Origin of the sequence: Adlercreutzia murintestinalis, assembly GCF_943192905.1 — a bacterium.
Lineage (GTDB): Bacteria > Actinomycetota > Coriobacteriia > Coriobacteriales > Eggerthellaceae > Adlercreutzia_A > Adlercreutzia_A murintestinalis.
In genome coordinates, this window is sequence record NZ_CALPCC010000005.1 from 103,665 (window position 1) to 114,693 (window position 11,029).

An 11,029-nucleotide genomic window follows, 5' to 3' on the forward strand; every position below is an offset into this window, starting at 1 on the left:
CAGAATAGATGCGAATGGAGCATGGGAAGAGGTCATGGGGATAGCAGAGGAATCGCTTGCACAGCACGCTCGGTGGCGCGGCAAGATAGACACCGTGCCTAAGATGGATATCGCCACGCGTCACGATCTGGCGGTGGCTTATACGCCTGGGGTCGCTGAGCCGTGCCGCGCGATCGCGGACGACCCGCAGGCAGTGTATGACTACACCATCAAGGCGAATACGGTCGCCGTGGTTACGGACGGTAGCGCCGTGCTGGGACTGGGCAACATCGGGGCTGCGGCCGCACTTCCGGTCATGGAGGGTAAATGCGCGCTGTTCAAGGCCTTCGGCGATGTGAACGCATTTCCTCTTTGCCTTGACACGCAAGATACCGACCAGATCATCGATGCTTGCATCAAGTTAGCTCCGGTGTTTGGCGGCATCAATCTGGAGGACATCAGCGCCCCGCGCTGCTTCGAGATAGAAGCGCGCCTGAACGATGCGCTGGATATACCGGTGTTTCACGATGACCAGCATGGCACCGCCATCGTGGTGCTCTCAGCGCTGATCAATGCGCTCAAGCTGGTGGGCAAAGAGGCTGCGCAGGTGCGCGTGGTCATGAGCGGGGCAGGCGCTGCTGGTATTGCCATTGCGAAGCTGCTGTTGTCCTATGGGTTCACGGATATCATCATGTGCGGGAGCCGGGGAATCATCTCGAGCAGCCTTGAGGGCATCAACGATGCGCAGCGCGCTATGTTGGCGGTGACGAATCGCTGCGATATGGCTGGCACGTTGGCCGATGCGCTCGTGGGTGCGGATGTGTTCGTGGGTGTCAGCGCGCCGGGAATCGTGAGCCGTGCCATGGTGGAGACGATGGCATCCGATCCGATCGTATTCGCCCTCGCCAATCCGGTGCCTGAGATTTACCCCGATGAAGCACTGGCGGCCGGTGCAGCGGTTGTCGGCACGGGGCGCAGCGACTTCCCCAATCAAGTGAACAACGTGATCGCGTTTCCGGGTATTTTCAAAGGGGCGCTGGAATCTCGCGCTGAGCGCATCACCGAGCCGATGAAGCTGGCGGCAGCGCGCGCATTGGCCGAGCTGGTGGGCCCTGATGAGCTGGCGCCTGATTTTGTGATGCCCGATCCGTTCGATCCGCGGGTGGCACCGGCGGTGGCCGCTGCTGTGCGGGCATGCGTGGAAGCGAGCGAGCGCTGAGTCGCGGTATCCTCATAACGTTTGAAGGTGACGATGGCGTGGGCAAGTCCACGCACGCACGCCACCTTGCCGAGATCATCGAGGCCTCGGGCCGCGCGGTGCTCTGCGTGCGCGAGCCGGGCAACACGCGCATTGGGGAGAAGCTGCGAGAGGTGCTCCTTGATCCGAAGAATGCTGAAATGGCTCCTGCCTGCGAGCTTTTGATCTACGAGGCTGCTCGAGCGCAGCTGATGCATGAAGTGCTCGCGCCAGCCTTGGCGGCGGGTGCGGTGGTCATCTGCGACCGCTTCACCGATTCGACCGTGGCTTATCAGGGAGCGGGGCGCGGCCTTGACCTTGACGAGGTGTGCGCGCTGAATCGCTTTGCTACGGACGGTCTTGAGCCCGATCTGACCATCTTGCTGAGCCTTCCCGACTCCCAGGAGAAAACCCGTCGTATAGGGCAGCGCGGGGAGCTCGATCGTATGGAGCGCGCTGGTGAGCAGTTCCATGATCGCGTGAGTCGCTCGTTCGCTGAGCTGCCTGAGCGCTCTTCTCATCGGGTGGTGGAGATACTCGCAGCGCAGGATGAGGACCAAACGGCCCGCGCCATCCTCGAGGCGGTCATCACGCGGTTTCCTGAGCTGGCGGTGGCGTGAGATGGCTGACGCGTTCGAGGGTATTCTGGGTCAGCCGCAGGTGCGCGATTTCTTGCGTGCGAGCGTGCGATCGGATCATATCACCCACGCATATTTGTTCTTGGGACCTGCGGGTTCCAACAAAACGGCATCGGCCTATGCTCTGGCGCGGGCGCTGCTTTGTCCGGAGAGCCGTACCGCGGGAGGCGGTTTGTGCGGCAAGTGCGACAGCTGTGCCCGGGTCGGTCGCAAGAGCCATCCCGATGTGCACTATATGGAGCCCGCCGGAGCGAATGGTTGGTTGATCGAGCAGGTTCGCGATATCGCCGCCGATGTGCCGCTTGCTCCCATTCAAGCTGCTCGCAAGGTGTATATTCTCGATCGTGTTGACCTCATGGGCACCTCTCCTGCGAATGCTTTCCTGAAGACGCTGGAAGAGCCGCCCGCGGATGTGGTGTTCATCTTGCTCGGTCGCACGCGTGATACGGTGCTGCCGACCATTGCCTCGCGTTGTCAGGTTGTCCCGTTTCGCCATATTCCCCCCAGCGAGGCTGCGGGCATCGTGTCTCAGAACACGGGCGCTGGGAGTGACCAGGCGCGCCAGGCCATCGAAGCGTGCGGCGGCTCGCTTTCCGAGGCGGTATCCTTTCTGCGCGAATCGGGCAATGAGCGACTGGGATTTCGCACGCGGGTGCTCACCATGCTCGCGAGCATCGATCGAGCCGATGATTGGGAGATCGTTGAACACGCTCGCGAGCTCGTACGGTTGTCGAGGGCGCCCCTCGACGCGGTGCGCGCGCATCAAGAGCGCGAGATCGCAGAGCATGCGGATTTCCTTGAGAAGAGCGCTCTGCGCCAGATCGAGGCTCGTCATAAGCGTCGTCTTTCCGCGAAGACGCGCGAATGTCTCGAGCAGACCATCCATATCGCATCAAGCTGGTTGCGCGATGTGATGGCGGTGTGTGCGGGAACACCTGAGCTCGTCATCAATACCGATGCGGCACCAGCCATCCACGCGGCAGCGGCGGGCGCCGATCTGGCGCGTCTTGGACGCGCGCTGGTGGCGATCGAAGCTTTGCAGGGCATGCTGGCCTATAATGTATCTCCAGAAACATGCATGGACATGCTGTTGTTCGAAATAAAGGACGGTTTGAATGGCACGAGTAGCGCCAGTTAACCTCGCCTACAACGTACGTACCCTCTGGTTCGACCCAGGGGAGCTCGAGTTATCCGCGGGAGACCGAGTTGTGGTCGAAACCGCGCGAGGCCTTGAGTTGGGCGTGTGTGCGAGCGATATACAAGAGGTCTCCTACGAGGAGATCAAGAAGCTCAAAAGCCCGCTCAAGCCGGTCGTGCGCGTGGCGAGCGAAGAGGATCTCGAACAGGCGCAGCGTATGGAGCAACTGGGCCGTGAGGCGATGCCGGTGTTTCGCGAGATGGCGCGCCAGACCAGCGAGGATATGCACCCGGTGTCGGTGGAATATCTGCTCGACGGCGATAAGGCTGTCTTCTATTTCGAGAGCGAAGCGCGCATCGATTTTCGCGAGCTGGTGCGAAAGCTGGCGGCGCGTTTCCATGTGCGCATCGATATGCGCCAGATCGGCGTGCGCGACGAGGCGCGCATCGTGGGTGGAGTTGCGCATTGCGGGCAGATGGTGTGCTGCAAACGCTTGGGCGGTGAGTTCAATCCGGTATCCATTCGCATGGCGAAGGACCAGGATCTCTCGCTGAACCCTCAAAAGATATCGGGGCTTTGCGGGCGGTTGATGTGCTGTCTGCGCTACGAGGATGAAGCCTACAAAGATTTCAAGAGCCGTGCGCCTAAAGCGCGCTCGACGGTGAAGACGCCCGAAGGTGAAGGCAAGGTGGTGGAGCTTGACGTACCGCGCGAGCTGGTAGTGGTGCGCGTGGGCGACGAAAAGCCCGTCAAGGTGCCGCTCGCTGCCTTTGAGCCTGGAGAGGATGGCGCACGTCCTCATGAGATCGGTGAGCAAGCCTGGGAGGATGCGAAGGGTTCCGGCGCCGCCATGTTAGGGCTGCCGACCAATTTTGAAACCGCGAAGTTCACCGGCACCGACACGTTGGCGCAGGCAGGTCAGATACACCGCACGAAAGCGGATCGCGAGAGCAAAGGCGCGCTTGGATCGTCGGCCAACACCCACCGAAAGCCCCGTCAGCGACGCCGTAAGCAAGGCGAGGATAAGCAACCAACAAAGACCGAGTCAGCTCGCAAACCGCGCCGTCGCCGCTCCACCAAGATATCGGGGGGCGAAGCGACGACCGAGAAGGTGCAGCAACCTCAGCAGAAGAAGGGGGCAAAGCCTTCGAAGGCGAAGAATGCTGGGAGCAAAGAGGTGCGTCCGGGGCAGCGCTCGTCATCGCTCGCGCATGAGGATGCTCAGGCGCAGGGAGACCGAAAGCCGCGCCGCCGACGGAGAAGGCGTGGTCGTGGGCAAGGGCAAGGCGAGCAAAGCGCATCTGGCGCAGCGAAGGGTGGCTCTGAATGACGGGCACGGATTGGGCGCTGTACACCGACTTGTATCAGCTGACCATGGCCCAAGGATATTGGAGCGCGGGCAAGCTTGACGATCGAGCTGCCTTCACGATGTCGTTTCGCGACTATCCGTTCCGAGGAGGCTATGCCATCGCGTGCGGGATGGAGCAAGTGGCAGAGATCCTTGCCGACTATTCGTTCAGTGCAGACGATATCGCATATTTGACCGAGGTGCGATCATCTGACGGAACGCCGATGTTCGACCCTGAGTTCTTGTCCTTTTTGGGAAGCATGTCGCTGTGCATCGATGTGGACGCGGTGCCTGAGGGGACTGTGGTGTTTCCTCATGAGCCCATTATGGTGGTGCGCGGTCCTATCATGCAGTGCCAGCTGCTGGAGACGGTGCTTCTCAATTGCGTGAACTTCCAGACGTTGATCGCCACGAAAGCGGCTCGTGTGTGTCGCGCTACGGGCGGTGCGCCGGTGGCGGAGTTCGGCTTGCGGCGAGCACAGGGCATGGGTGGAGTCTGGGCGAGTCGTGCGGCCTATATTGGCGGCTGCGCGTCTACTTCCAATGTGCTCGCGGGAAAGATCTTCAACATTCCCGTGTCGGGCACGCACTCGCACTCATGGGTCATGTCGTTTCCGAGCGAACTTGAAGCGTTCCGGGCATATGCGCATGCTTTCCCTTCTAACTGCACGCTGTTGGTGGACACCTACGACGTTGAAACGGGCGTGCGCAATGCGATCGTGGTTGGTCAGGAGATGCGGGCGCGGGGAGAGGCGCTCGCTGCGATTCGCATTGATTCGGGAGACTTGGCTTGGCTCGCGTCGAAAGCGCGCGCGATGCTGGACGAAGCGGGACTGACCGAAGTTGGCATCGTGCTCTCGAACGACCTGGACGAGTGCACGGTGGAATCCATCCTCGATCAAGGGGCGCCGGTGGATGCGTGGGGGGTGGGCACGAAGCTCGCCACGGCGTATGACCAGCCGACGCTCGGCGGGGTGTATAAGCTCTCGGCGATTCGTCCGGCGGGGTCAGATATCTGGGAAGACAAGCTCAAGATATCGGAAAGCGCATCTAAGCTGACGCTGCCCGGCGTCTTGAATGTGCGCCGCTATTTCAACGACGATGGCCATGTGGCCGGGGATATGATCTACGATATCAACAGCGATGTTGATGCGGGCGAAGTGATCGTTGATCCGCTTGATGCGCTGCGCCAGAAACAGCTTGCGGGCAAACGTTTCGAGGTGCTCCTTGCGCCGTTTTTGCGACAAGGTCGTATGGTGGCCGACTACGATCCATCGGATGCGCGCGCGGCGCGTCATCGGGCGTGCGCGGGACTTGAAACGCTCGATGAGAGCCAGTTGCGCATGTTGAATCCCCATACCTATCCGGTAGGGTTAGAGCGGGGGCTTCACGAGCGGCGACAGAATCTGGTGGCGCAGTTGCGTCATGTGCCCGAGCGTCCCTGATGAAAGGAGGGCGTGGCCGATGATACGAATCGTTACCGACTCGGTCTCATCTCTGCCGGCTGAGGTGGCTGCACAGCGCGATATCACGGTAGTGCCGCTGTTCTTGCACTTCGATGGCGCTGAGCACGTGGAGACCCAGATGAATATTCCAGCGTTCTATGAAACGTTGGAAGAGCGCATCGATGCCATTCCTACGTCGAGCCAGCCCTCGGCGCATCAGCTCGAAGCGCTGTTCGAGGAAGCGGCGCAGGCGGACGAGAGTGTTGTCGGTGCGTTCCTCTCATCGGCGCTCTCTGGCACGTTCGAGGGTGCTGTGCGCGCAGCGCGCATGGTGAAGAGTCACCATATCGATTTTGAATGCGTGCTGATCGATTCTGCGTCAGCCGGATACGATGAAGCATTCTGCACGCTGGATGCGGCCGACGCGCGCGATCAGGGTGCATCGTTTGCCGATGTGGTTGCTGCAGCCGAAGTGGCTGTTATGCGGAGCCGTATTCTGTTCGTGCCGGACTCTCTGGCTTTCCTTAAAGCGGGTGGCCGCATTGGATCGGCGGCAGCCCTTCTGGGGCAAGTGGTGCGCATCTCGCCCATTCTTACCGTAAAGGACGGATACGCTGATACGTTCGCCAAGGTTCGCACCCATAAGCGGGCGCTCGCTGCGATGGTCGACCAGTTGCGACAGGATATGCAGCAGTTCGGATTGAAGCGCGTTGTCGTGCACTATATCGGCAAGAAGTCAAAGGCGCTCGATCAGCTGCGCGAGGCGGTGGAAGAGGTTGTCGGTCGTGCGGTTGAGGTGCTGCCGGTGAGCCCGGTGCTGGGCGCTCATGTGGGGCCGGCGGTCGGCATCGCGTATGAATGCCTCGATATGATCCGGGGCAAGTTGAGCGGAGACGCCAGCGAGCTGGTCGTGGCGGTCTAGGAGGATTCATGAAGAAGTGTCATCTGATAGTTGATTCATGCTGTGACCTACCAGCGCAGCTGCTGGATCGTCCCGAGATCACCCTGCTCAAGTTTCCCTATCTGATGGATGAGCGGACCTTTGAGGATGATTTGTTCCAGACGGCGTCGGCGGCGGAGTTCTATGGCGCGATGAAAAAGGGGTCAGAGCCATCGACGAGCCAGCTGACGGTGCCCGTGCTGACCGGAGCGTTTGAGGCGGCAGCGGCTGAGGGCGTGCCCTGCGTGTATCTGTCGTTCACGAGCGGTCTTTCGGGTAGCTTCGATGTGGCGTGCATGGTGCGCGATCAAGTGCTTGAGCGTCATCCGGGCTTTGAGCTCTACGTCGTTGACACCTATCTTGCATCCATCGCGGAAGGGGTGTTGATCTTCGAGGCGATTCGCCAGATGGATAAGGGGCTATCCGCAGCTGAGCTAGCTGCATGGGCCGAGGAAGCGCGCTACTTCGTGGATTGCGAGTTCATGGTGGAGGATCTGGATACGCTGCGCCGTGGGGGCCGTATTCCCGCTACGGTGGCCGTGGCCGGTTCAGCGCTCGATGTGAAACCGCTCCTGACCATTGATGCTGATGGAACGCTCAAGCTGGTGGGTGTGGCGCGGGGACGCAAGAAGGGCATCAAGCAGCTTGCTGAGTACTACAAGAAAAACGGATCGGATCACGGTGGGTCCGAATACGTTGTTTTGGGCAATGCTGACTGCGAGAAGGATATGGCTCGCTTGAAGGATATGATCACGAAAGATGACGAAGATCTTCTGGTGGTGACGGCAAGCATTGGGCCGGTGATCGGTTCTCATGTGGGACCGGGCATGCTGGCGGTGGCGTTTTGGGGTGCCGATAAGCGCGAGAATCTGAGCGTAGCGGATCGCATCGCCAAGCGCATCAGAAAGGCGGAATAGATTGAGTATCTACGCATATCGCGGCGCCCCCGCATTCATCGAGGCAGTAGCGGCGCGTTTGGATGAGGCCGGATGGCAGCGAAGCGAAGAGATCGCCGCAGCGGATGCCGTTATCACCTTCTTTCCCTCTATGAACGATCTGGAGGATCTCTGCTTTGGTGACGATGGGCTGATGCAGTTGATGCGGCCCGGCGCAACGTTGATCGACCTATCGGCGGTCACGCCGAACTTCGCGCGTGAGATGAATGCCATTGCCACTCTGTCCGATCTTCGCTTTGTGGAAGCGCCCCTGGCGTGCAAGGATATGGTTGCGCTGGATGCTTTCAGCCACGCTAACCTGATGTGCTATGCCGCAGGCGAAGAAGATAGCACGCGCGGCGTGCACGATATCCTTGATGCGTTGTTCTGCGATGTTCGCGTGATGGGCGGTGGTGGTGCGGCGCAGCTGGCGCGCGCGTCTCATACCATCCAGTGCGTTGCTGAAGCGGTTGCGGCCATTGAGGCGCATGCTCTTTTTGCGGCATCGCGAAGATCCATCTCAAGCATGGAGATGGGGGCGACGCGTGTTGAACCCGCCAATTATGCTGCGCAGACGATGCTGGCGGCGATTGATGCGGGCCGTTTCGAGGGTGACTTCACGTGTGAGATGCTGATGGGGGAACTGACGGCTGCACTGATGGCGGCCGATGACTATGAGCTGATCATTCCGCAAGCTGAATCTGCTCTGCATCTGTTGGAGTTGTTGGTAGTGATCGGGGGTGCCGATAAATCACCTGCTGCGCTCTCGCTTGTGTATGGGGATGAGGCGGCATGCGCCGAGTACGGTCTGGATTGGCAGCGCGCAGAGCAATTGTATGCCCAAGAGGGCTTCGATGATGAGGCTGACTACCATGACGCCGACTTTCTTGATTATCTCGATGATGACGAGGCTTCCGGCGAGGTAGGCTTCGGCTATTCTGCGAACTAAGGTGAGCGCATACGCTGCATGCTCGTTGTGCCCGCGCGCGTGCGGCGCGGCACGCGAGAAGGGTGAGCATGGTTCCTGCGGTGTTGATGCGCGGATGCGCGTTGCACGCGTGGGACTTCATGCATGGGAAGAGCCTCCCATCAGCGGAAACGCTGGCAGCGGCACGATCTTCTTCTCGGGATGCTCGCTTGGATGCATCTATTGCCAGAATGCTGCTATCTCGCGCGGTGGGGCTGGTCAGGTAATGGATACGTTCGAGCTGGCACAAGCCTGTCTGGACCTTCAGGCGCAGCATGCGCTGAACATAAACATGGTTACTCCAACGCATTTCACCCCCAGCGTGTGCGCTTCGATACGAATAGCACGTACGAGAGGCCTTGAGATCCCTGTCGTGTGGAACACGAGCGGATACGAAACAGTGCAGGCCATTCGCGCTCATGCTGAGGCGGTTGATATATATCTGACGGATATGAAATACGCTGATGCGAGATTGGGGCGAGCTCTTTCAGGGGTTGCCGATTATCCGGTGGTGGCGCTTGAGGCATTGGAGGCGATGGTGCAGCGCACGGGGTCTCCTGTCTACGATGAGAGATGTGGCGAGATGCGCATGACGCGCGGCGTGATCGTGCGTCATATGGTATTGCCAGGGCATGCGGAAGATTCGATCGAAGTGGTGCGTCACGTTCATGAGCGCTTCGGGGATGATGTTCGTCTGTCGCTCATGCGGCAGTATACGCCTACCATCTCTCGTGCGGCCGCTCTGGGTGACAAGCGGGCTTGCACAACCCTTGCGCGTTTTCCCGAGTTGGCCCATACCGTTGATGAGACCGACTACGAGCGCGTGCTGGATGCTGCCGATCGCATGGGTGTTTCTGATTATTTCTGGCAAGAAGAGGGTGCGGCAAGCGAGAGTTTCATACCTGGATTTAGCTGAAAGATATGGAGGACCCTTCGCTGAATCGCCGCAAAAAGTACACATATACTGGTCTTTTGTGAAGAAACTGTCATCAAGCTGTACGCGAATCGTGGTGTTCGGTCACGTGATCGTTTCATTCTTATAAGGAGCGATAGCCTTCCTTGCGCATATGTTGTCGAGGTAAGGAAGTCTATTTGGAGATGCTGAGTATGGCGCGCAAGCGCATCGTAGCCAGCGGGGTTGCGCTCGTGCTAGTGCTGACGACGATGCTGTATGCGTCGCAATCGTTGAATATGCCGTTTGTCCAGATGGCCTTTGCTGATACGCTGCATTTCGGCCAGATGGAACAGCCAGCCTACGAAGGTCGCACCTTAGGCGATATGGTGGAAAGTCAGCTTGAGGGAACTGCCGAGCAAGCGAAGATCGAGGCGCTGGTGGCGGTGGCTCAAGAGCAGGTTGGCAAAGGATATGCTCGCGGTGGCAGAGGGCCGGATGCGTTCGACTGTTCTGGTCTTGTCCAGTACTGCGCTCGCGAAGCGCTTGGTATGGAATTGCCACGGACGAGCTATGCACAGTCAACGTGCGGCACTGATGTGGCACTTGAGGATGCCCGGCGTGGTGATCTGCTGTTCTGGGGGAGTCCGGGAAGCTCGCACCATGTAGGTATTTATCTTGGTGATGGCGCATACATTCACGCGGCTGGTAGCGGCAAGGGCGTCGTGGTGGCAACGTTTGATTATTATGCGCCTACATACGCGAGACGCGTGATCTGATTCGGGTATAATGATGGACAATGCCAGTGTGGCTCAACGGTAGAGCAACTGATTTGTAATCAGTGGGTTGCGGGTTCGATTCCTGTCACTGGCTCCATACGCATCAAGCCGGGGTTTCCCCGGCTTTTTTGTAGCATGCTGCCGTTTAACGAACGGTTTGCATCGTTTTCCATTTTGATATTGGTGCTCCCTGGCGTAGAATCTCTTGTGTCGGTTCTATGAAGGTGGTTCTATATGTTGAAAACGTCTTCCCTAATTCTCTCGCTGGTCTCTTCGGTATGCATTCTTTTTGGTGCACCTGCGGTAGCGTGGGCAGTTGAACAAGCGTCACCTGCTTCTGTGCTGAGCCAGGAGACGTTTCTTGACAGCTCGAAAGTGGATGGGTGTATCGATGAGACGTCAACGAAGCCATCCGTAGAGCCTTCGTCGGAGCAGGGGACTCAGGCAAGTTCGAGCTCAAGCTCATCATCATCTGCAGGATCTAGCACGTCAAGCAGCTCCCAGTCGACACAAGGGAAGCCTACCAAGCCTGCTCAAACAACGCCTGCAACTCCAAAGTATCCAGTAGGGTGGAGCAAAGATGCGAAGGGTATCTGGCATTACGGCAACAAGGATGGGAGTGCGCGAACAGGGTGGTTGCTCTTGGGGAAAACCTGGTACTACCTCGATCCTGCCAATGCGGGTGCCATGAAGACAGGGTGGTATCAAGATACGAGCAAGCGCTGGTTTTA

At 59.1% G+C, this 11,029-nt stretch carries 10 protein-coding genes and 1 tRNA gene; all 11 read left to right on the forward strand.

The genetic code is table 11. The annotated features are described in order from the left end of the window. Nucleotides 1-34 precede the first annotated feature (34 nt). The 11 genes from NFR19_RS02690 (at nt 35) to NFR19_RS02740 (ending at nt 10,395) form a co-directional block, all read left to right on the forward strand. Entirely contained in the window at nt 35-1,198 is a 1,164-nt protein-coding gene (locus NFR19_RS02690) for an NAD(P)-dependent malic enzyme (protein WP_251212239.1), read from the forward strand. Further along, nucleotides 1,174-1,836, forward strand: coding sequence for a dTMP kinase (tmk, locus tag NFR19_RS02695; protein ID WP_285813434.1), 663 nt, complete (start codon nt 1,174-1,176; stop codon nt 1,834-1,836). The genes NFR19_RS02690 and tmk overlap by 25 nt, the downstream gene beginning before the upstream one ends. Nucleotide 1,837: 1 nt before the next feature. Beyond that, nucleotides 1,838-2,992, forward strand: coding sequence for a DNA polymerase III subunit (locus NFR19_RS02700; protein ID WP_251212241.1), 1,155 nt, complete (start codon nt 1,838-1,840; stop codon nt 2,990-2,992). Next, nucleotides 2,970-4,322 carry a PSP1 domain-containing protein gene (locus tag NFR19_RS02705; RefSeq protein ID WP_251212242.1) on the forward strand — a complete coding sequence of 451 codons (1,353 nt, stop codon included), beginning with the start codon at nt 2,970-2,972 and terminating at the stop codon, nt 4,320-4,322. The genes NFR19_RS02700 and NFR19_RS02705 overlap by 23 nt, the downstream gene beginning before the upstream one ends. Next, entirely contained in the window at nt 4,319-5,785 is a 1,467-nt protein-coding gene (locus NFR19_RS02710; RefSeq protein WP_251212243.1) for a nicotinate phosphoribosyltransferase, read from the forward strand. The genes NFR19_RS02705 and NFR19_RS02710 overlap by 4 nt, the downstream gene beginning before the upstream one ends. 19 nt (nt 5,786-5,804) lie before the next feature. After that, entirely contained in the window at nt 5,805-6,707 is a 903-nt protein-coding gene (locus tag NFR19_RS02715) for a DegV family protein (RefSeq protein ID WP_251212244.1), read from the forward strand. A gap of 8 nt (nt 6,708-6,715) precedes the next feature. Then, entirely contained in the window at nt 6,716-7,642 is a 927-nt protein-coding gene (locus NFR19_RS02720) for a DegV family protein (protein ID WP_251212245.1), read from the forward strand. A gap of 1 nt (nt 7,643) precedes the next feature. Beyond that, the gene (locus tag NFR19_RS02725; protein ID WP_251212246.1) at nt 7,644-8,609 is read left to right on the forward strand and encodes an NAD(P)-binding domain-containing protein; all 966 of its coding nucleotides are present in this window, start codon (nt 7,644-7,646) and stop codon (nt 8,607-8,609) included. A 94-nt stretch (nt 8,610-8,703) separates the two neighbouring features. After that, a complete protein-coding gene (locus NFR19_RS02730; protein WP_251212247.1) occupies nt 8,704-9,543 on the forward strand; it encodes a radical SAM protein in 840 nt (279 codons plus the stop codon). Nucleotides 9,544-9,725: 182 nt separating this feature from the next. After that, nucleotides 9,726-10,298 (forward strand): C40 family peptidase, encoded by a 573-nt coding sequence (locus tag NFR19_RS02735; protein WP_251212252.1) that lies wholly within the window; start codon nt 9,726-9,728, stop codon nt 10,296-10,298. Nucleotides 10,299-10,320: 22 nt separating this feature from the next. Beyond that, nucleotides 10,321-10,395 (forward strand) — tRNA-Thr (locus NFR19_RS02740). The last annotated feature ends 634 nt before the right edge of the window (nt 10,396-11,029 follow it).

Coding starts and splice junctions, on each gene's coding strand:
- NFR19_RS02690 (WP_251212239.1), top strand. CDS start 35: ATGGGGATAGCAGAGGAATCGCTTGCACAGCACGCTCGGTGGCGCGGC.
- tmk (WP_285813434.1), top strand. CDS start 1,174: ATGCGTGGAAGCGAGCGAGCGCTGAGTCGCGGTATCCTCATAACGTTT.
- NFR19_RS02700 (WP_251212241.1), top strand. CDS start 1,838: ATGGCTGACGCGTTCGAGGGTATTCTGGGTCAGCCGCAGGTGCGCGAT.
- NFR19_RS02705 (WP_251212242.1), top strand. CDS start 2,970: ATGGCACGAGTAGCGCCAGTTAACCTCGCCTACAACGTACGTACCCTC.
- NFR19_RS02710 (WP_251212243.1), top strand. CDS start 4,319: ATGACGGGCACGGATTGGGCGCTGTACACCGACTTGTATCAGCTGACC.
- NFR19_RS02715 (WP_251212244.1), top strand. CDS start 5,805: ATGATACGAATCGTTACCGACTCGGTCTCATCTCTGCCGGCTGAGGTG.
- NFR19_RS02720 (WP_251212245.1), top strand. CDS start 6,716: ATGAAGAAGTGTCATCTGATAGTTGATTCATGCTGTGACCTACCAGCG.
- NFR19_RS02730 (WP_251212247.1), top strand. CDS start 8,704: ATGCGCGTTGCACGCGTGGGACTTCATGCATGGGAAGAGCCTCCCATC.
- NFR19_RS02735 (WP_251212252.1), top strand. CDS start 9,726: ATGCTGAGTATGGCGCGCAAGCGCATCGTAGCCAGCGGGGTTGCGCTC.